The 19,966-nt window shown below is 58.2% G+C and carries 17 protein-coding genes and 2 tRNA genes; 18 read left to right on the top strand and 1 reads right to left on the bottom strand.

Going from position 1 to position 19,966, the window contains the following annotated elements; all coding sequences use genetic code 11:
- Nucleotides 1–10 precede the first annotated feature (10 nt).
- Genes carB through L6D63_RS14880 form a run of 3 tightly spaced genes read left to right on the top strand, consistent with a single transcriptional unit; the run spans nt 11 to nt 4,138 of the window.
- Entirely contained in the window at nt 11–3,232 is a 3,222-nt protein-coding gene (gene carB / locus L6D63_RS14890) for a carbamoyl-phosphate synthase large subunit (protein WP_131671424.1), read from the top strand.
- On the top strand, nt 3,229–3,705 hold the full coding sequence (gene greA, locus L6D63_RS14885; RefSeq protein ID WP_041066788.1) for a transcription elongation factor GreA: 477 nt from the start codon (nt 3,229–3,231) through the stop codon (nt 3,703–3,705). The genes carB and greA overlap by 4 nt, the downstream gene beginning before the upstream one ends.
- Nucleotides 3,706–3,733: 28 nt before the next feature.
- Complete coding sequence (locus L6D63_RS14880) at nt 3,734–4,138, top strand: MFS transporter (protein ID WP_131671425.1); 405 nt, start codon at nt 3,734–3,736, stop codon at nt 4,136–4,138.
- A 9-nt stretch (nt 4,139–4,147) separates the two neighbouring features.
- Here the strand turns inward: L6D63_RS14880 and L6D63_RS14875 are convergent, their stop codons facing one another.
- Nucleotides 4,148–4,456 carry a YhbY family RNA-binding protein gene (locus L6D63_RS14875; RefSeq protein ID WP_003221534.1) on the bottom strand — a complete coding sequence of 103 codons (309 nt, stop codon included), beginning with the start codon at nt 4,454–4,456 and terminating at the stop codon, nt 4,148–4,150.
- Between the two features lie 101 nt (nt 4,457–4,557).
- Between L6D63_RS14875 and rlmE the strand changes: the two genes are divergently transcribed.
- The 15 genes from rlmE (at nt 4,558) to pnp (ending at nt 19,869) form a co-directional block, all read left to right on the top strand.
- Nucleotides 4,558–5,187, top strand: a complete 630-nt coding sequence (gene rlmE, locus L6D63_RS14870; protein ID WP_003221536.1) for a 23S rRNA (uridine(2552)-2'-O)-methyltransferase RlmE — start codon at nt 4,558–4,560, stop codon at nt 5,185–5,187.
- Between the two features lie 202 nt (nt 5,188–5,389).
- On the top strand, nt 5,390–7,297 hold the full coding sequence (ftsH, locus tag L6D63_RS14865; RefSeq protein ID WP_027610779.1) for an ATP-dependent zinc metalloprotease FtsH: 1,908 nt from the start codon (nt 5,390–5,392) through the stop codon (nt 7,295–7,297).
- 8 nt (nt 7,298–7,305) lie between these two features.
- Nucleotides 7,306–8,157, top strand: a complete 852-nt coding sequence (folP, locus tag L6D63_RS14860) for a dihydropteroate synthase (RefSeq protein WP_131671426.1) — start codon at nt 7,306–7,308, stop codon at nt 8,155–8,157.
- Between the two features lie 16 nt (nt 8,158–8,173).
- Complete coding sequence (gene glmM, locus L6D63_RS14855) at nt 8,174–9,511, top strand: phosphoglucosamine mutase (RefSeq protein ID WP_121183654.1); 1,338 nt, start codon at nt 8,174–8,176, stop codon at nt 9,509–9,511.
- 65 nt (nt 9,512–9,576) lie between these two features.
- Nucleotides 9,577–10,332, top strand: a complete 756-nt coding sequence (gene tpiA / locus L6D63_RS14850) for a triose-phosphate isomerase (RefSeq protein ID WP_236170345.1) — start codon at nt 9,577–9,579, stop codon at nt 10,330–10,332.
- 4 nt (nt 10,333–10,336) lie between these two features.
- A complete protein-coding gene (secG, locus tag L6D63_RS14845) occupies nt 10,337–10,723 on the top strand; it encodes a preprotein translocase subunit SecG (protein ID WP_027610782.1) in 387 nt (128 codons plus the stop codon).
- Between the two features lie 22 nt (nt 10,724–10,745).
- Nucleotides 10,746–10,831: transfer RNA gene (locus L6D63_RS14840), tRNA-Leu, on the top strand.
- 97 nt (nt 10,832–10,928) lie between these two features.
- A tRNA-Met gene (locus L6D63_RS14835) sits at nt 10,929–11,005 on the top strand.
- Between the two features lie 138 nt (nt 11,006–11,143).
- Nucleotides 11,144–11,602, top strand: coding sequence for a ribosome maturation factor RimP (rimP, locus tag L6D63_RS14830; protein ID WP_007973115.1), 459 nt, complete (start codon nt 11,144–11,146; stop codon nt 11,600–11,602).
- 47 nt (nt 11,603–11,649) lie between these two features.
- Nucleotides 11,650–13,131, top strand: coding sequence for a transcription termination factor NusA (gene nusA, locus L6D63_RS14825; protein ID WP_003221546.1), 1,482 nt, complete (start codon nt 11,650–11,652; stop codon nt 13,129–13,131).
- Nucleotides 13,132–13,158: 27 nt separating this feature from the next.
- Nucleotides 13,159–15,678 carry a translation initiation factor IF-2 gene (gene infB / locus L6D63_RS14820; RefSeq protein WP_131671427.1) on the top strand — a complete coding sequence of 840 codons (2,520 nt, stop codon included), beginning with the start codon at nt 13,159–13,161 and terminating at the stop codon, nt 15,676–15,678.
- A gap of 160 nt (nt 15,679–15,838) precedes the next feature.
- A complete protein-coding gene (gene rbfA, locus L6D63_RS14815) occupies nt 15,839–16,237 on the top strand; it encodes a 30S ribosome-binding factor RbfA (RefSeq protein ID WP_007961438.1) in 399 nt (132 codons plus the stop codon).
- A 4-nt stretch (nt 16,238–16,241) separates the two neighbouring features.
- Nucleotides 16,242–17,159, top strand: coding sequence for a tRNA pseudouridine(55) synthase TruB (gene truB, locus L6D63_RS14810; RefSeq protein ID WP_024011571.1), 918 nt, complete (start codon nt 16,242–16,244; stop codon nt 17,157–17,159).
- A gap of 141 nt (nt 17,160–17,300) precedes the next feature.
- On the top strand, nt 17,301–17,570 hold the full coding sequence (rpsO, locus tag L6D63_RS14805) for a 30S ribosomal protein S15 (RefSeq protein WP_003221553.1): 270 nt from the start codon (nt 17,301–17,303) through the stop codon (nt 17,568–17,570).
- A 193-nt stretch (nt 17,571–17,763) separates the two neighbouring features.
- The gene (pnp, locus tag L6D63_RS14800) at nt 17,764–19,869 is read left to right on the top strand and encodes a polyribonucleotide nucleotidyltransferase (protein ID WP_007961443.1); all 2,106 of its coding nucleotides are present in this window, start codon (nt 17,764–17,766) and stop codon (nt 19,867–19,869) included.
- Nucleotides 19,870–19,966 lie beyond the last annotated feature (97 nt).

The raw sequence follows: 19,966 nt of genomic DNA, 5'->3' as shown, positions 1-19,966 counted from the left end.
TGACAAACCCATGCCAAAACGTACAGACATTAAAAGCATCCTGATTCTCGGCGCTGGCCCGATCGTTATCGGTCAGGCCTGCGAATTCGACTACTCCGGCGCCCAGGCCTGCAAAGCCCTGCGCGAAGAGGGTTACCGCGTCATCCTGGTGAACTCCAACCCGGCCACCATCATGACCGACCCGGACATGGCTGACGCCACGTACATCGAGCCGATCAAGTGGCAGACCGTGGCCAAGATCATCGAAAAAGAACGCCCGGACGCGGTGCTGCCAACCATGGGTGGCCAGACTGCACTGAACTGCGCCCTGGATCTGGAGCGCGAAGGCGTTCTGGAAAAGTTCGGCGTGGAAATGATCGGTGCCAACGCCGACACCATCGACAAGGCTGAAGACCGTTCGCGTTTCGACAAGGCCATGAAATCCATCGGCCTGGAATGCCCGCGTTCCGGTATCGCCCACAGCATGGAAGAAGCCAACGCCGTTCTCGAGCGTCTGGGTTTCCCGTGCATCATCCGTCCGTCCTTCACCATGGGTGGCACCGGCGGCGGTATTGCCTACAACCGTGAAGAGTTCGAAGAAATCTGCGCCCGCGGTCTGGACCTGTCGCCGACCAAAGAGCTGCTGATCGACGAATCGCTGATCGGCTGGAAAGAATATGAAATGGAAGTTGTCCGCGACAAAAAGGACAACTGCATCATCGTCTGCTCGATCGAAAACTTCGACCCGATGGGCGTGCATACCGGTGACTCGATCACCGTTGCTCCGGCACAGACCCTGACCGACAAGGAATACCAGATCCTGCGTAACGCCTCGCTGGCGGTACTGCGCGAGATCGGCGTCGAGACCGGCGGCTCCAACGTGCAATTCGGTATCTGCCCGGACACTGGCCGCATGGTCGTGATCGAGATGAACCCGCGCGTATCGCGTTCCTCGGCACTGGCTTCGAAAGCCACCGGTTTCCCGATTGCCAAAGTCGCGGCCAAACTGGCTGTGGGCTACACCCTCGACGAACTGTCCAACGACATCACCGGCGGCAAGACCCCGGCGTCCTTCGAGCCGTCGATCGACTACGTTGTGACCAAGCTGCCACGTTTCGCCTTCGAGAAATTCGCCAAGGCTGACGCGCGCCTGACCACGCAAATGAAGTCGGTCGGTGAAGTCATGGCCATCGGCCGCACCTTCCAGGAATCCCTGCAGAAAGCCTTGCGCGGTCTGGAAGTGGGCGTTTGCGGGCTGGACGAGAAGCTCGACCTGAGCAACCCGGAAAGCATGAGCATCCTCAAGCGCGAGCTGACCGTGCCGGGCGCCGAGCGCATCTGGTACGTGGCGGACGCATTCCGTGCCGGCATAACCGTCGAAGACATTTTCGGCATGAACATGATCGACCCGTGGTTCCTGGTGCAGATCGAAGATCTGATCAAGGAAGAAGAGAAGGTCAAGACCCTCGGTCTGTCCGCTATCGACCGCGACCTGATGTTCAAGCTCAAGCGCAAAGGCTTCTCTGATCAGCGTCTGGCCAAACTGCTGGGTGTGACCGAGAAAAACCTGCGTACGCACCGTCAAAAGCTGGAAGTGTTCCCGGTCTACAAGCGCGTTGACACCTGTGCCGCCGAGTTCGCCACCGACACCGCGTACCTCTACTCGACGTACGAGGAAGAGTGCGAAGCCGCGCCGTCCGGTCGCGACAAGATCATGATTCTGGGTGGTGGTCCGAACCGTATCGGCCAGGGCATCGAGTTCGACTATTGCTGCGTACACGCCGCCCTCGCACTGCGCGAAGACGGCTACGAAACAATCATGGTCAACTGCAACCCGGAAACCGTTTCCACCGACTACGACACGTCCGACCGTCTGTACTTCGAGCCGGTAACCCTGGAAGACGTACTGGAAATCTGCCGCGTCGAGAAGCCGAAAGGCGTGATCGTCCAGTACGGCGGCCAGACTCCGCTGAAACTGGCGCGTGCCCTCGAAGCCGCTGGCGTGCCGATCATCGGTACCAGCCCTGACGCCATCGACCGCGCCGAAGACCGTGAGCGCTTCCAGCAAATGGTTGAGCGCCTGAACCTGCGTCAGCCGCCAAACGCCACCGTGCGCAGCGAAGACGAAGCCGTGCGCGCTGCCGCGAAAATCGGTTATCCGCTGGTGGTGCGTCCGTCCTACGTACTGGGCGGCCGCGCGATGGAAATCGTCTACAAGGAAGACGAACTCAAGCGCTACCTGCGTGATGCGGTGCAGGTGTCCAACGACAGCCCGGTGCTGCTCGACCACTTCCTCAACTGCGCCATCGAGATGGACGTGGATGCGGTCTGCGACGGCAAAGACGTGGTGATCGGCGCGATCATGCAGCACATCGAACAGGCGGGCGTTCACTCCGGTGACTCCGCGTGCTCGCTGCCGCCGTACTCGCTGCCGGCGCACATCCAGGACGAGATGCGCGAACAGGTCAAGAAAATGGCCCTGGAGCTGGGCGTTGTCGGCCTGATGAACGTGCAACTGGCCCTGCAGGGCGAAGACATCTACGTCATTGAAGTCAACCCGCGTGCTTCGCGTACCGTGCCGTTCGTGTCCAAGTGCATCGGTGTTTCCCTGGCAATGATCGCTGCCCGCGTCATGGCCGGTAAGACCCTGAAGGAAATCGGCTTCACCAAGGAAATCATCCCGAACTTCTACAGCGTGAAAGAGGCGGTGTTCCCGTTCGCCAAATTCCCTGGCGTTGACCCGATCCTCGGCCCGGAGATGAAGTCCACCGGTGAAGTGATGGGCGTCGGCGACACCTTCGGTGAAGCCTTCGCCAAGGCCCAGATGGGCGCGAGCGAAGTGCTTCCGACCGGCGGTACCGCGTTCATCAGCGTGCGTGACGATGACAAGCCGCTGGTTGCAGGCGTGGCCCGTGATCTGATCAACTTGGGCTTCGAAGTGGTCGCCACTGCCGGTACTGCCAAGCTGATCGAAGCCGCAGGCCTGAAAGTGCGCCGCGTGAACAAGGTGACCGAGGGTCGTCCGCACGTGGTCGACATGATCAAGAATGACGAAGTCACCCTGATCATCAACACCACCGAAGGCCGTCAGTCGATCGCTGATTCCTACTCCATTCGTCGTAATGCCCTGCAGCACAAGATCTACTGCACCACCACCATTGCTGCGGGCGAGGCTATCTGTGAAGCGCTGAAGTTCGGTCCCGAGAAGACCGTACGCCGCTTGCAGGATCTACACGCAGGATTGAAGGCATGATCAAGTACCCAATGACCGTCCAGGGCGCAAAAGCCCTGGAAGAAGAACACGCTCACCTGACCAAGGTCGTTCGTCCGAAGCTCAGCCAGGACATCGGTACGGCTCGCGAGCTGGGTGATCTGAAGGAAAACGCCGAATACCATGCCGCCCGCGAACAGCAGGGCATGGTCGAGGCGCGGATCCGTGATATCGAAGGCCGGATCCAGAATCAGGTCATCATCGATGTCACGACCATTCCGCACACCGGCAAAGTGATCTTCGGTACCACTGTCGAAATCGCCAACGTCGAGACGGATGAAAGCGTCGCTTACCACATCGTGGGTGAGGATGAGGCTGACTTCAAACTCGGCAAGATTTCGGTCGGCTCGCCCTTGGCCCGTGCCTTGATCGGCAAGGAAGAGGGTGACGTGGTTGCCGTGAAAACGCCGAGTGGTGTTATCGAGTACGAGATTGTCGAAGTCCGTCACATCTGAAGGCAGGCGCCCGCTACGTGCGGGCACCATGCTTTGGCAGCTGACCCAGACGTTGTGGGTCGGCGGCTTCTGGCTGATTCATCTCGGTTTGCGACCGGTGCTGGGCAAGATTGGTCTGGCACCGTTGCTGATCGATGAGATTGCCGATGCGTTCGAAGTGTCGCTGGTGATTTTTGCCGCGGCCTGCGTGATTTTTCAGGCTTTGGTGCTGGTACGGGTCGAGGGCCTTGCCAGTCTGTGGCGGGATTTTCGCGGGCAGGTGTTGTTGATGGCACTGTATGCGTGTGCGATGTTTGTCGCCGTGCATGTCGGCTGGCCGCAAGCGCAGCGCTGGCAGGCATTCAGTTTTCTGCTGTTGGGCTTCTCTGGACTGGTGCTGGTGTTGCAGCCGCTACCGGGATGGAGTGGCAGGGTGCGCGAAGCACACCCTTGACCCTTGCCATCACTTGAAGCGATGAACGTTCGACAGCTGCTTGTTGACGCTGAAGTTCTTGCGATAAACCAGCGCCATCTTGCCGATGACCTGTACCAGATCAGCCTTGCCGACCTTGCACAGCTCTGCAATGTGCGCCAGGCGCGACTCGCGGTCGAGGATGTTGAGCTTGATCTTGATCAGCTCGTGATCCGCCAAGGCGCGTTCAAGTTCGGCTAATACACCTTCAGTCAGACCGTTGTCCGCCACCGTCAAAACCGGTTTCAGGTGGTGACCAATGGATTTGTACTGTTTCTTCTGCTCTGGAGTGAGCGGCATAATCTGACCCTTTCGTCTGGATTCTGTAAAATGGCGGCCATTTTACCCGAGGGTTCGTGGATCCGCCCAATTAATCACGACCCTTATTATCGAGGTGCCCAATGGCGCGTTCCAAGACAAGCCTTGGTTGGCTGAAACGACATGTCAACGATCCTTATGTGAAGCAGGCGCAGAAGGATGGCTACCGCTCGCGTGCGAGTTACAAGCTTCTGGAGATCCAGGAGAAATACAAGCTGATCCGTTCCGGCATGAGCGTTGTCGACCTGGGTGCGGCGCCCGGCGGCTGGTCGCAGGTCACCAGCCGGCTGATCGGTGGTCAGGGGCGACTGATCGCTTCGGACATCCTGGAGATGGACAGTATCCCTGACGTGACCTTTATTCAGGGTGATTTCACCGAGGACGAAGTGCTCGCGCGAATCCTTGAAGCCGTGGGTAATTCACAGGTGGACCTTGTGATTTCCGATATGGCCCCCAATATGAGTGGTACGCCTGAAGTGGACATGCCAAAAGCCATGTTCCTTTGCGAGCTGGCGCTTGATCTGGCGGAGCGGATACTCAAGCCGGGTGGTAATTTTGTGATCAAGATTTTTCAGGGCGAAGGTTTTGATGTCTACCTGAAGGATGCTCGGAAGAAGTTCGACAAGATCCAGATGATCAAGCCGGACTCCTCCCGTGGCAGCTCCCGCGAGCAATACATGCTGGCTTGGGGTTACCGTGGCGGTAATGAGTAAAACGAGGTTTTTTGCCGGGGCGATAGGTTTTTCGTATTTTGCCCCGCGTGCATAAGCGAATATTGTGTAGAAAGTGTTTCACAAAGGGTTACAGACGGCGCCTGCAAGAGTTGTAGGTAATGTAGTAAGTTAGGCCGGTGAATATCATGCGAAGCGCGCGCCATTAGCGGAGCTTGCTTCAGAGGGTAGTTAATTGAACGATATGGCAAAGAATCTGATCCTGTGGTTGATCATCGCGGCAGTCCTCGTGACGGTGATGAACAACTTCTCCAGCCCTAACGAGCCGCAGACCCTCAACTATTCCGACTTCATCCAGCAGGTCAAGGATGGCAAGGTCGAGCGCGTAGCCGTTGACGGCTATGTGATTACCGGCAAGCGCAACGATGGCGACAGCTTCAAGACCATTCGTCCGGCGATCCAGGACAACGGCCTGATCGGCGACCTGGTCGACAATCACGTTGTGGTTGAAGGCAAGCAGCCTGAGCAGCAAAGCATCTGGACTCAACTTCTGGTGGCCAGCTTCCCGATCCTGGTGATCATCGCGGTGTTCATGTTCTTCATGCGCCAGATGCAGGGCGGTGCCGGCGGCAAGGGCGGACCGATGAGCTTTGGCAAGAGCAAGGCACGCCTGCTCTCCGAAGACCAGGTGAAGACCACGCTGGCTGACGTTGCTGGTTGCGACGAAGCTAAGGAAGAAGTTGGTGAGCTGGTTGAGTTCCTGCGTGATCCGGGCAAGTTCCAGCGCCTCGGCGGTCGTATTCCTCGCGGCGTATTGATGGTCGGCCCTCCGGGTACCGGTAAAACCTTGCTGGCCAAGGCGATTGCCGGCGAAGCGAAAGTGCCGTTCTTCACCATCTCCGGTTCCGACTTTGTTGAAATGTTTGTGGGTGTTGGTGCAAGCCGCGTTCGCGACATGTTCGAGCAGGCCAAGAAGCACGCGCCGTGCATCATCTTCATTGACGAAATCGACGCCGTCGGTCGCCACCGTGGCGCCGGCATGGGCGGCGGTCACGACGAGCGTGAGCAGACCCTCAACCAGTTGCTGGTAGAGATGGACGGCTTCGAAATGAATGACGGCATCATTGTGATCGCTGCCACCAACCGTCCTGACGTACTTGACCCTGCGCTGCTGCGTCCGGGCCGTTTCGACCGTCAGGTCGTTGTAGGTTTGCCGGATATCCGCGGTCGCGAGCAGATTCTCAAGGTTCACATGCGGAAAGTGCCAATGGGTGATGACGTGGCTCCAGCCGTTATCGCCCGTGGTACCCCAGGCTTTTCCGGTGCCGATCTGGCCAACCTGGTCAACGAAGCGTCGCTGTTCGCGGCACGTAGCGGAAAGCGCATCGTTGAAATGAAAGAGTTCGAATTGGCCAAAGACAAGATCATGATGGGCGCCGAGCGCAAATCCATGGTCATGTCCGAGAAAGAGAAACAGAACACTGCTTATCACGAAGCGGGCCATGCGATCGTTGGGCGCGTTGTGCCTGAGCATGATCCGGTCTACAAGGTTTCGATCATTCCGCGTGGCCGTGCGCTGGGCGTGACCATGTTCCTGCCTGAAGAGGATCGTTACAGTCTGTCCAAGCGTGCGCTGATCAGCCAGATCTGCTCGCTGTACGGTGGCCGTATCGCCGAAGAGATGACCCTTGGTTTCGATGGTGTGACCACCGGCGCTTCCAACGACATCATGCGTGCCAGTCAGATTGCGCGGAACATGGTGACCAAGTGGGGCCTGTCGGAAAAACTCGGTCCTCTGATGTACGCCGAAGAAGAGGGCGAAGTGTTCCTCGGTCGCGGTGGTGGTGGTCAGAATGCCAGCTTCTCCGGTGAGACAGCCAAACTTATCGACTCCGAAGTGCGCAGCATCATCGACCAGTGTTACGGCACGGCCAAGCAGATCCTCACGGACAACCGTGACAAGCTGGATGCCATGGCTGATGCGCTGATGAAGTACGAAACCATTGATGCCGAGCAGATCGACGACATCATGGCGGGTCGTACGCCACGTGAGCCGCGTGACTGGACAGGTGGCACGGGTACGCCTCCGCCTCCGGTGATTCAGGATGAGCGTCCGGAAACACCGATCGGCGGTCCGGCTGCTGATGTTTAAGGTTTGAAATGACTTCTGCACAGTCCCTGACCCGGTTGCCTTGCGGCAACCGGGTTCTTGATTTGGCCCGGACGCATGTCATGGGCATTCTCAATATCACTCCCGATTCCTTCTCCGATGGTGGCCGGTACAACCAGCTCGACGTGGCCTTGCGTCACGCCGCAGCCATGGTGGCTGCTGGGGCGACGCTGATCGATGTCGGCGGTGAGTCGACCCGGCCTGGTGCGCGCGCGGTTTCACCGCTCGAGGAATTGGAACGCGTAGCTCCGATTGTGGAGCTGATCAATCGCGAGCTGGATGTGGTCATCTCGGTCGATACTTCGACACCTGCGGTGATGCGTGAAACAGCGCGCCTGGGTGCCGGGTTGATCAATGATGTGCGCTCGTTGCGCCGCGATGGTGCGCTGGATGCCGCAGCCGCGACCGGGTTGCCGGTCTGTCTGATGCATATGCTCGGCGAGCCGGGTGACATGCAGGACAATCCGCGCTATCAGGACGTTACCCGGGAAGTCGGTGAGTTTCTGGCAGAGCGCATGGCTCAATGTGCGGCGGCAGGCATTCCGGCAGAGCGGATCATTCTTGATCCTGGTTTCGGTTTCGCGAAAACCCTGCAGCACAATCTAAGCTTGTTCAAGCATATGGAAGCCCTGCATGCGCTGGGGCGTCCGCTATTGGTCGGTGTCTCACGCAAAAGCATGATCGGCCACGCATTGAACCGCCCCGTGGGTGAGCGCCTGTATGGTGGTCTGGCTCTCGCAGCACTCGCTTCGGTTAAAGGAGCGCGTATATTGCGCGTCCATGATGTGGCGGAAACGGTAGACGTGGTGCGTATGCTCGCGGCCGTGGAATCAGCCGAATAAGAATGATGGAGCACTTATGAGCAAGAAATACTTTGGAACTGACGGTATTCGTGGTCGTGTCGGTGAATATCCGATAACTCCGGATTTCATGCTCAAGCTCGGCTGGGCGGCCGGTATGGCCTTTCGCAAGATGGGCGCGTGCAAGGTGCTGGTTGGCAAGGACACGCGAATCTCCGGCTACATGTTCGAATCGGCGCTTGAGGCAGGTCTGACGTCGGCGGGCGCCGATGTGATGCTGCTCGGCCCGATGCCGACGCCCGCCATTGCCTATCTGTCGCGCACGTTTCAAGCCGAAGCCGGGATCGTGATCAGTGCTTCACATAACCCGCATGACGATAACGGCATCAAGTTCTTCTCGGGTAAAGGCACCAAGCTGCCTGACGAGTTGGAGCTGATGATCGAAGAATTGCTCGATACCCCGATGACCGTGGTTGAGTCGAGCAAGATTGGCAAGGTGTCGCGTATCAACGACGCTTCGGGTCGCTACATCGAATTCTGTAAAAGCAGCGTGCCTACCGGTACCAGCTTTTCCGGTTTGAAAATCGTGATCGACTGCGCACACGGAGCGACCTACAAAGTTGCTCCGAGTGTCTTTCGTGAGTTGGGCGCCGAAGTGGTCGTGCTGTCGGCTCAGCCCAATGGTCTGAACATTAACGATAATTGCGGTTCGACTCATATGGGGCCGCTGCAAGCCGCTGTTCTCGCCGAGCACGCTGATCTGGGCATCGCCTTTGACGGTGACGGTGATCGGGTGCTGATGGTGGATCACACTGGCGCCATCGTTGATGGTGACGAGTTGCTGTTCATCATCGCGCGTGATCTGCACGGGCGTGGCAAATTGCAGGGCGGCGTAGTCGGCACGCTGATGAGTAACCTCGGTCTGGAGCTCGCTCTGGCAGAACTCTCGATTCCATTCATTCGTGCCAATGTCGGTGACCGTTATGTGATCGCCGAACTACTGGAGCGCAACTGGCTGGTAGGTGGTGAGAACTCTGGGCATATCGTCTGCTTCAATCACACCACCACCGGTGATGCAATCATTGCTGCGTTGCAGGTGCTGATGGCACTGAAAACCCGCAATGAAGGCCTTGCCCAAACGCGTCAGGCGTTGCGCAAGTGCCCTCAGGTACTGATCAATGTGCGTTTCGGTGGTGGCGAAAGTCCGCTCGAGCACCCGGCGGTCAAGGAGGCCAGTGCGCGTGTAACCCAGGCAATGGCGGGTCGTGGTCGCGTGCTTCTACGCAAGTCCGGCACAGAGCCATTGGTGCGTGTGATGGTCGAAGGCGAGGATGAAACTCAGGTTCGCAGCTACGCCGAAGAACTGGCAAAACTGGTAACTGAAGTTTCTGCCTGATTCGGCTTGCCAGCCATGATTGTGTTGGGTAACATCTGCGCCCACTTTGACCGACGAGGTACAGCATGCGTCGCCCTATGGTAGCTGGTAACTGGAAGATGCACGGTACCCGCGCCAGCGTCGCTGAGCTGATCAACGGCCTTCGTCATCTGGCCTTGCCAAGCGGTGTTGATGTCGCGGTATTCCCGCCTTGCTTGCATATCAATCAAGTGATTGATGGCTTGAAAGGCAAATCGATTTCGGTCGGTGCGCAGAATTCTGCGGTGGAATCCATGCAAGGTGCATTGACCGGTGAAATTGCGCCGAGTCAGTTGGTGGATGCAGGTTGTTCCCTGGTGCTTGTCGGGCACTCCGAACGCCGCCAGATAATGGGCGAGCGAGACGGGATGCTGAATCGCAAGGTCGCAGCGGCACAGGCATGTGGCTTGATTCCGGTGTTGTGTGTAGGGGAGACCCTCGAGCAGCGCGAAGCCGGAAAAACTCTTGAGGTTGTCGGGCGTCAGCTGGGCAGCATCATCGAGGAGCTGGGTGTTGGTGCCTTTGCCAAGGCAGTCATTGCTTACGAGCCTGTCTGGGCCATTGGTACCGGACTGACTGCAACGCCGCAACAGGCTCAGGATGTGCATAAAGCCATTCGCGAGCAGTTGGCGGCAGAGAATTCTGAAGTCGCGCGAGGTGTGCGGCTTCTATACGGCGGCAGCGTGAAGGCGGCCAATGCGGTCGAACTGTTCGGCATGCCGGATATCGATGGGGGGCTCATTGGTGGAGCTTCCCTGAATGCAGATGAGTTCGGTGCGATTTGTCGCGCCGCGGGAAACTGAAAAAATGCTGGAAACAGTCGTAGTCGTTTTTCATCTGCTGGGTGCATTGGGCGTAGTTGCTCTGGTTTTGCTGCAGCAGGGTAAAGGTGCGGACGCTGGCGCGTCTTTCGGAGCAGGTGCTTCAAATACTGTGTTCGGAAGCCAAGGTTCCTCTACCTTTCTTAGTAAGTTTACTGCTATACTTGCCGCCGGTTTCTTCATAACCAGCTTGGGGTTAGGTTACTTTGCTAAAGAGAAGGCTCATCAGCTGACTCAAGCAGGTTTGCCAGATCCAGCAGTGTTGGAAGTACCAAAGCAACAACAACCGGCTTCTGATGATGTCCCGGTGCTTCAAGAGCAAAAGTCGGCTACTCCAGCGACTGACGTACCTCCAGCTCAAGAGCAGAAGTAAGAAGGGTTTCAAACGTAGTTTTGCCGAGGTGGTGGAATTGGTAGACACGCAACCTTGAGGTGGTTGTGCCCATAGGGTGTAGGGGTTCGAGTCCCCTTCTCGGTACCAATTAGTCAGGAGAGCCCGCTGTTGCGGGCTTTCTTGCAGGTGGAAGGTTACATTGACCCTATAAGGGATCGGTCGTATACTTCCGCCCCAGCTTTGTCGCGGGGTGGAGCAGTCTGGTAGCTCGTCGGGCTCATAACCCGAAGGTCGTCGGTTCAAATCCGGCCCCCGCAACCAGTTTAAGGAGCCCCTTTTCAGGGGCTTTTTGTTAGCTGGACACTTTCTGCGCCGCTGTTCGACGGCGTTTCAAGGATGGGCGTTTCGCCCATTTTTTTATTTTGCAGCGCATGCATTTACATGCACGAGGGGGTTCAGGTGTCGAGCAAGCTAGAAGAGTTGCAGGCCTTGTTGGCCCCGGTGGTCGTGGCCCTAGGCTATGAATGCTGGGGTATCGAGTTTTCGGCTCAGGGTCGTCACTCGATGTTGCGTGTTTATATCGATAAAGAGGGTGGCGTGCTGGTGGACGATTGCGCCATTGTCAGCCGTCAGATCAGCGGTGTCCTGGATGTTGAAGATCCGATCTCCGTTGAGTACACCCTCGAAGTTTCCTCGCCTGGCATGGAACGCCCACTGTTCACTCTTGAGCAGTTTGCAAAATTTGCCGGTGAACAAGTGAAGATCAAGCTGCGCTCGCCTTTTGAAGGTCGACGCAACTTTCAGGGCCTTCTGCGCGGTGTAGAAGAACAGGACGTCGTGGTGCAGGTAGAAGACCATGAGTTCCTGTTGCCGATCGATATGATCGACAAGGCCAACATTATTCCCAGTTTTGACTGAGACGCGGATCCCGCGGATCCAATGGCTTGCGAAAGGCGAGGCGTACGATGAGCAAAGAAGTACTGCTGGTTGTTGAGTCGGTATCCAATGAAAAGGGTGTACCGGCAAGCGTGATTTTTGAAGCGCTGGAGCTGGCTCTGGCCACTGCTACCAAAAAGCGTTTTGAAGACGAAGTTGACCTGCGTGTGGAAATTAACCGCCACACCGGTTCCTACGAGACTTTCCGTCGCTGGACGGTCGTCGAAGAGAATGATCTCGACGATCCTGCGATCGAAACCTGGCCAAGCAAGGTTGCCGAAACGCATCCGGGCGCCAAGGTCGGCGACGTCGTCGAAGAAAAGATCGAATCCATCGAGTTCGGCCGCATTGCTGCACAGACCGCCAAACAGGTCATCGTGCAGAAAGTCCGTGAAGCCGAGCGCGCTCAAGTGGTCGACGCCTATCGCGAGCGCCTGGGAGAAATCATCTCCGGCACCGTGAAGAAAGTCACCCGCGACAACGTGATCGTCGATCTGGGCAACAACGCCGAAGCGTTGCTGGCTCGTGAAGACATCATTTCTCGCGAAACCTTCCGTGTCGGTGTGCGCCTGCGTGCACTGCTCAAGGAAATCCGCACCGAGAACCGCGGCCCGCAGTTGATCCTGTCGCGTACCGCGCCGGAAATGCTGATCGAGTTGTTCCGCATCGAAGTGCCGGAAATTGCTGAAGGCCTGATCGAGGTCATGGCGGCGTCCCGTGATCCGGGTTCGCGTGCCAAGATCGCTGTCCGTTCCAAGGACAAACGCATCGACCCGCAGGGCGCGTGCATCGGTATGCGCGGTTCGCGCGTCCAGGCCGTGTCGGGCGAGTTGGGTGGCGAGCGTGTCGATATCGTCCTGTGGGACGATAACCCGGCGCAGTTCGTGATCAATGCGATGTCGCCGGCAGAAGTGGCGGCCATTATTGTTGACGAAGATGCTCATGCCATGGACATCGCCGTTGGCGCAGACAATCTGGCTCAGGCCATCGGTCGTGGTGGTCAGAACGTGCGTCTGGCGAGCCAGTTGACAGGCTGGACCCTGAACGTGATGACCGAATCGGACATCCAGGCTAAGCAACAAGCAGAAACCGGCGACATCCTGCGCAACTTCATCGACGAGCTGGAAGTCGACGAAGAGCTGGCTCAGGTGCTGGTAGATGAAGGCTTCACCAGCCTGGAAGAGATTGCCTACGTACCGTTGGAAGAAATGCTCAACATCGACGGCTTTGACGAAGACATCGTCAACGAGCTTCGCGCTCGTGCCAAGGATCGTTTGTTGACCAAAGCCATCGCTACTGAGGAAAAGCTGGCAGACGCCCATCCGGCCGAAGACCTGCTCTCGCTTGAGGGTATGGACAAGGATTTGGCGATGGAACTGGCGGTGCGCGGCGTAATTACCCGCGAAGACCTGGCCGAGCAGTCTATTGACGACCTGCTCGACATCGACGGCATTGACGATGATCGTGCCGGCAAGTTGATCATGGCCGCCCGAGCCCACTGGTTCGAGTAATTAGGCGCGGCCTGAGGAGAGAAGTGCATGACGCAAGTCACGGTGAAACAACTGGCCGATGAGGTCAAAACACCGGTAGAGCGCCTGTTGCAGCAGATGCGTGAGGCAGGTCTGCCGCACACCGCCGCCGAAGAACATGTGACTGACAGTGAGAAGCAATCCCTGCTGACTCACTTGAAAAGCAGCCACAAGGCGAAAGTGGAAGAACCACGCAAAATCACGCTGCAGCGTAAAACCACCAGCACCCTGCGTGTGGCTGGTAGCAAGAGCATCAGCGTAGAAGTTCGCAAGAAGAAGGTTTTCGTACAGCGTAGCCCGGAAGAAATCGAAGCCGAGCGCCAGCGTGAACTGGAAGAGCGTCGCGCAGTAGAAAATGCTGCCCGTCAGAAGGCTGAAGAAGAAGCCAAGCAGCGCGCTGAAGAAGAAGCGCGTCGCCAGCCTGCTACTGCGCCGAGCGCTCCTGCCGAAGCTGTTGCAGCACCTGCGCCAGTCGCTGAACCTGTGCGCGAAGCCGCACCGGTTGTCGCTGCTGCGCCAGCTGCCGACACGCGCAAGCGTGACGAACAGCGCCGTCCGGACAAACCACGTGCCGACGATAACAATCGTCGTGGCGGCGGCGACGGCGAGCGCAAAAACGCTCCGCATCGCGCATCGGTCAAAGAAAAAGCGCCGGCGCCACGTGTGGCGCCACGCACAACCGACGAAGAAAGCGACGGCTTCCGTCGTGGTGGTCGCGGCAAGGCCAAGCTGAAGAAGCGCAACGCTCACGGTTTCCAGAACCCTACCGGTCCTGTCGTGCGTGAAGTGAAGATCGGCGAGACCATCACTGTTGGCGATCTTGCACAGCAGATGTCGGTCAAGGCTGCTGAAATCATCAAGTTCATGTTCAAACTGGGCACTCCAGCGACCATCAACCAGGTACTCGATCAGGAAACTGCTCAACTGGTCGCTGAAGAACTGGGCCACAAAGTGACCCTGGTCAGCGACACCGCCCTGGAAGATTCCCTGGCCGAGTCCCTGAAGTTTGAAGGCGAGGCAGTTTCCCGTGCGCCAGTCGTGACCGTAATGGGCCACGTTGACCACGGTAAGACTTCCCTGCTCGACTACATCCGTCGTGCCAAGGTAGCTGCAGGCGAAGCCGGCGGCATTACCCAGCACATCGGTGCCTACCACGTTGAAACCGACCGTGGCATGGTGACGTTCCTCGACACCCCGGGTCACGCTGCGTTTACCGCCATGCGTGCCCGTGGTGCCAAGGCGACCGACATCGTGATCCTGGTGGTTGCGGCGGACGACGGCGTGATGCCGCAAACCATCGAGGCTGTTCAGCACGCTCAGGCGGCTGGCGTTCCTCTGGTGGTTGCGGTGAACAAGATCGACAAGCCGGGTGCCGACCTCGATCGCATCCGCAGCGAACTGTCGGTTCACGGCGTGACTTCCGAAGACTGGGGCGGCGACACGCCATTCGTACCGGTTTCGGCGAAAATGGGTACCGGCGTTGACGAACTGCTCGAAGCCGTTCTGCTGCAGGCCGAAGTGCTCGAACTGACCGCCACTCCATCGGCTCCTGGCCGTGGTGTTGTCGTTGAATCGCGTCTGGACAAGGGCCGTGGCCCGGTGGCCACCGTGCTGGTTCAGGACGGTACGCTGCGTCAAGGCGACATGGTGCTGGTCGGCTCGAACTATGGCCGCGTGCGCGCCATGCTCGACGAGAACGGCAAGCCGATCAAGGAAGCCGGTCCGGCCATTCCGGTCGAGATCCTGGGTCTTGACGGTACACCGGACGCTGGCGACGAGATGAGCGTGGTTGCAGACGAGAAGAAAGCCCGTGAAGTGGCTCTGTTCCGTCAAGGCAAGTTCCGCGAAGTCAAACTGGCTCGCGCTCACGCCGGCAAGCTGGAAAACATCTTCGAAAACATGGGCCAGGAAGAGAAGAAGACGCTCAACATCGTCCTCAAATCCGACGTCCGTGGTTCGCTGGAAGCTTTGCAGGGCGCTCTGAACGGCCTGGGCAACGACGAAGTGCAAGTGCGCGTGGTCGGTGGCGGTGTCGGTGGTATCACCGAGTCCGACGCCAACCTGGCACTGGCTTCCAACGCTGTACTGTTCGGCTTCAACGTGCGTGCCGATGCTGGCGCACGGAAGATCGTCGAGCAGGAAGGTCTGGACATGCGTTACTACAACGTGATCTACGACATCATCGAAGACGTCAAGAAAGCCCTGACCGGCATGCTCGGCAGCGATGTTCGCGAGAACATCCTGGGTGTGGCCGAAGTGCGCGACGTGTTCCGTTCGCCGAAGTTTGGCGCGATCGCCGGTTGCATGGTGATCGAGGGTGTTGTGCACCGTAACCGTCCGATCCGTGTACTGCGTGAAGACATCGTTATATTCGAAGGCGAGCTGGAATCCCTGCGCCGCTTCAAGGATGACGCTTCCGAAGTACGTGCCGGCATGGAATGCGGTATCGGCGTGAAGAGCTACAACGACGTCAAAGTCGGTGACAAGATCGAAGTCTTCGAGAAGGTTCAGGTTGCTCGCAGCCTCTGACTCGCGCACTTCAAGGGCCACGCCGAGCCGCCGCATGCAGATGCGCGCCACGGCGTCAGGACTCTAAACGCAACGCCCGGTCTGGCTTTTGTCAGGCCGGGCGTTTGCCGCTTTCAGACCTTGCGGGTTTCACCGTAGGGCAGTAACAGGTAACAAAATCATGGCAAAAGAATACAGCCGTACCCAACGTATCGGCGATCAGATGCAGCGTGAGCTGGCCCAACTGATCCGTCGTGAAGTCAAAGACCCGCGCGTCGGCCTGGTCACCATTACCGCTGTGGAAGTCAGCCGTGACGTCGGTCACGCGAAGATCTTCATCACCGTGATGGGGCAGGACAACGCCGAAGACATCGCGCAAAGCATCAAGGTGCTCAACGCTGCCGCAGGCTTCCTGCGCATGCAACTGGCCCGTGAAATGAAGCTGCGCAGCGTGCCGCAATTGCATTTCCACTACGACGAAAGCGTCGTGCGTGGCGCGCACCTGTCGGCCCTGATCGAGCGCGCCGTGGCTGAGGACAATCAGCACGTGGCCGCTGCACCTGAAGACACCAAGGAGTAATTCGGTGGCTCAGGTCAAACGTATCCGTCGTAACGTCAGCGGTATCATCCTGCTCGACAAGCCGCTGGGGTTCACCTCCAACGCCGCGTTGCAGAAGGTTCGCTGGTTGCTCAACGCCGAGAAGGCCGGTCACACCGGCAGCCTCGATCCGTTGGCCACCGGTGTATTGCCGCTGTGCTTTGGCGAAGCAACCAAGTTCTCGCAATACTTGCTCGATTCCGACAAGGGTTATGAAACCCTCGCGCAACTGGGCAAGACCACCACCACGGCGGACGCCGAGGGTGAGGTTTTGCAGGAGCGCCCGGTGACCGTTGGTCGCGCCGATGTCGAAGCGGTTCTGCCGAAATTTCGTGGGCAAATCAGTCAGATACCGCCGATGTACTCGGCACTCAAGCGTGATGGTCAGCCGTTGTACAAGCTGGCTCGTGCAGGCGAAGTAGTGGAGCGCGAACCGCGTTCTGTTACTATTGCGCGCTTGGAATTGCTGGCCTTCGAAGGCGATACTGCGCGTCTTGCGGTGGATTGCAGCAAGGGCACCTATATTCGCACCCTGGTGGAGGATATCGGTGAGCAGCTCGGTTGTGGTGCGTACGTCGCGGAACTGCGTCGTACCCAGGCCGGACCTTTCACCCTGGCGCAGACCGTGACCCTCGAAGAGCTGGAAGCGGTACATGCCGAAGGCGGCAACGAAGCGGTCGACCGCTTCCTGATGCCATCGGACAGCGGCCTGCAGGATTGGCCGCTGCTGCACTTCTCCGAAGCGAGTGCGTTCTACTGGCTCAACGGCCAGCCGGTACGTGCCCCGGATGCTCCGAAGTTCGGCATGGTACGGGTACAGGATCACAATGGTCGCTTCATCGGTATCGGTGAAGTGAGCGAAGACGGGCGCATCGCGCCGCGTCGACTGATTCGGTCAGAATGACCGGAAACCGGTCTGTGTAATAGCAGGCCGGCGAGTGTGGCTGTCAACAGGCACGGTCACTACTCATTTATAGATACAGGGATTTGTCCCTGGCCTGTTGAAACTGTTTTTGAAACAGTTTCCTGATAAAAGGATTGCCTCATGGCTCTCGACGTTCAAGAAAAAGCTCAAATCGTTGCCGACTACCAGCAAGCTGTTGGTGATACTGGTTCGCCAGAAGTGCAAGTTGCACTGCTGACCGCCAACATCAACAAACTGCAAGGTCACTTCAAGGCCAACGGTAAAGACCACCACTCCCGTCGTGGTCTGATCCGCATGGTAAACCAGCGTCGCAAGCTGCTGGACTACCTGAAAGGCAAGGATCTGAGCCGTTACAGCGCTCTGATCGGCCGCCTGGGTCTGCGTCGCTAATCAGCGATTGCGCTATGAGGTTGGTTGTCTGTCAGGCATCAGCGGTTTTCCGCTGGTGGCTGGCAGGCTCCCAGCCTCAAGTTTTATCTGCACTACCGTTTTACCCGGACAGTCAGCGGGCCGATTCCCGACATTGCCCAAGAATTTCGCAAGAAACCAGTTCCCCCAAGAGCCACAAAGAAGGTAGGACACCGTGAACCCGGTAATCAAAAAATTCCAGTTCGGTCAGTCGACCGTTACCCTCGAGACCGGCCGTATCGCCCGTCAGGCCTCCGGCGCAGTATTGGTCACCGTTGACGACGACGTCAGCGTATTGGTGACCGTAGTCGGTGCCAAGCAAGCCGATCCAGGCAAGGGTTTCTTCCCTCTGTCCGTTCACTACCAGGAAAAAACTTACGCTGCCGGTAAGATCCCTGGCGGTTTCTTCAAGCGTGAAGGCCGTCCTTCCGAGAAAGAAACCCTGACTTCCCGACTGATCGACCGTCCGATCCGTCCGCTGTTCCCGGAAGGCTTCATGAACGAAGTGCAGGTTGTCTGCACCGTCGTTTCCACCAGCAAAAAGACCGATCCGGACATCGCTGCGATGATCGGTACCTCGGCTGCCCTGGCCATCTCGGGCATTCCGTTCGACGGCCCGATCGGCGCCGCTCGCGTCGCTTTCCACGAAAGCACCGGCTACCTGCTGAACCCGACCTACGAACAGCAAGCTGCTTCGAGCCTGGACATGGTCGTCGCCGGTACTTCCGACGCCGTACTGATGGTTGAATCGGAAGCCAAAGAGCTGACCGAAGACCAGATGCTGGGCGCAGTACTGTTTGCTCACGACGAGTTCCAGGTGGTGATCAACGCCGTCAAGGAACTGGCCGCTGAAGCCGCCAAGCCAACCTGGACCTGGGCTCCGGCTCCAGAAGCCACCGAACTGCTGGGCGCGATCCGTGCCGAGTTCGGCGAAGCGATCTCCCAGGCTTACACCATCACCGTCAAGGCTGACCGCTACGCACGTCTGGGCGAGCTGAAAGACCAGGTCGTTGCCAAGCTGTCCGGCGAAGAAGGCCAGCCTTCGGCTGCCGACGTCAAAGCCGCTTTCGGCGAGATCGAATACCGCACCGTTCGCGAAAACATCGTTAACGGCAAGCCACGTATCGACGGCCGCGACACCCGCACCGTACGTCCGCTGAACATCGAAGTCGGCGTGCTGCCGAAGACTCACGGTTCGGCGCTGTTCACCCGTGGTGAAACCCAGGCTCTGGTCGTTGCGACGCTGGGTACTGCCCGTGACGCACAGCTGCTGGACACCCTGGAAGGCGAGAAAAAAGACCCGTTCATGCTGCACTACAACTTCCCTCCGTTCTCGGTGGGCGAGTGTGGTCGCATGGGTGGCGCCGGTCGTCGTGAAATCGGTCACGGCCGTCTGGCCCGTCGTTCGGTTTCGGCCATGCTGCCGGCCGCTGACGTGTTCCCGTACACCATCCGTGTCGTGTCGGAAATCACCGAATCCAACGGTTCCAGCTCGATGGCTTCCGTTTGCGGCGCTTCCCTGGCCCTGATGGACGCTGGTGTGCCAATGAAGGCGCCGGTTGCCGGTATCGCCATGGGTCTGGTCAAGGAAGGCGAGAAATTCGCCGTTCTGACCGACATCCTGGGTGACGAAGACCACCTGGGTGACATGGACTTCAAAGTAGCCGGTACCGCCAAAGGCGTTACTGCGCTGCAGATGGACATCAAGATCAAGGGCATCACCGAAGAGATCATGGAAATCGCTCTGGGCCAGGCCCTGGAAGCGCGCCTGAACATCCTCGGCCAGATGAACCAGATCATCGGTCAGTCGCGTACCGAGCTGTCGGCCAACGCGCCAACCATGATCGCGATGAAGATCGATACCGACAAGATCCGTGACGTTATCGGTAAAGGTGGCGCGACCATCCGTGCGATCTGCGAAGAAACCAAGGCTTCGATCGATATCGAAGACGACGGTTCGATCAAGATCTTCGGCGAAACCAAGGATGCCGCAGAAGCTGCTCGTCAGCGCGTTCTGAGCATCACTGCAGAAGCCGAGATCGGCAAGATCTACGTCGGCAAGGTTGAGCGCATCGTCGACTTCGGCGCATTCGTCAACATCCTGCCGGGCAAGGACGGTCTGGTGCACATCTCGATGCTGAGCGACGCTCGCGTAGAGAAAGTCACCGACATCCTGAAAGAAGGCCAGGAAGTGGAAGTGCTGGTACTGGACGTGGACAACCGCGGCCGTATCAAGCTGTCCATCAAAGACGTGGCAGCGGCCAAGGCTTCGGGCGTTTAATCAGCCCCCAGCTTCAGCGCAATGAAAATGCCCCGCCGTGAAAACGGCGGGGCATTTTTTTTGTCGCGCTTAAAGATCAAAAGATCGCAGCCTGCGG

The sequence above is a fragment of the Pseudomonas parakoreensis genome (genome assembly GCF_021602155.1).
Lineage (GTDB): Bacteria > Pseudomonadota > Gammaproteobacteria > Pseudomonadales > Pseudomonadaceae > Aquipseudomonas > Aquipseudomonas parakoreensis.
This window is presented reverse-complemented; position numbering and strand designations above follow the sequence as displayed.

Coding starts and splice junctions, on each gene's coding strand:
- carB (WP_131671424.1), top strand. CDS start 11: ATGCCAAAACGTACAGACATTAAAAGCATCCTGATTCTCGGCGCTGGC.
- greA (WP_041066788.1), top strand. CDS start 3,229: ATGATCAAGTACCCAATGACCGTCCAGGGCGCAAAAGCCCTGGAAGAA.
- L6D63_RS14880 (WP_131671425.1), top strand. CDS start 3,734: ATGCTTTGGCAGCTGACCCAGACGTTGTGGGTCGGCGGCTTCTGGCTG.
- L6D63_RS14875 (WP_003221534.1), bottom strand. CDS start 4,456: ATGCCGCTCACTCCAGAGCAGAAGAAACAGTACAAATCCATTGGTCAC.
- rlmE (WP_003221536.1), top strand. CDS start 4,558: ATGGCGCGTTCCAAGACAAGCCTTGGTTGGCTGAAACGACATGTCAAC.
- ftsH (WP_027610779.1), top strand. CDS start 5,390: ATGGCAAAGAATCTGATCCTGTGGTTGATCATCGCGGCAGTCCTCGTG.
- folP (WP_131671426.1), top strand. CDS start 7,306: ATGACTTCTGCACAGTCCCTGACCCGGTTGCCTTGCGGCAACCGGGTT.
- glmM (WP_121183654.1), top strand. CDS start 8,174: ATGAGCAAGAAATACTTTGGAACTGACGGTATTCGTGGTCGTGTCGGT.
- tpiA (WP_236170345.1), top strand. CDS start 9,577: ATGCGTCGCCCTATGGTAGCTGGTAACTGGAAGATGCACGGTACCCGC.
- secG (WP_027610782.1), top strand. CDS start 10,337: ATGCTGGAAACAGTCGTAGTCGTTTTTCATCTGCTGGGTGCATTGGGC.
- nusA (WP_003221546.1), top strand. CDS start 11,650: ATGAGCAAAGAAGTACTGCTGGTTGTTGAGTCGGTATCCAATGAAAAG.
- infB (WP_131671427.1), top strand. CDS start 13,159: ATGACGCAAGTCACGGTGAAACAACTGGCCGATGAGGTCAAAACACCG.
- rbfA (WP_007961438.1), top strand. CDS start 15,839: ATGGCAAAAGAATACAGCCGTACCCAACGTATCGGCGATCAGATGCAG.
- rpsO (WP_003221553.1), top strand. CDS start 17,301: ATGGCTCTCGACGTTCAAGAAAAAGCTCAAATCGTTGCCGACTACCAG.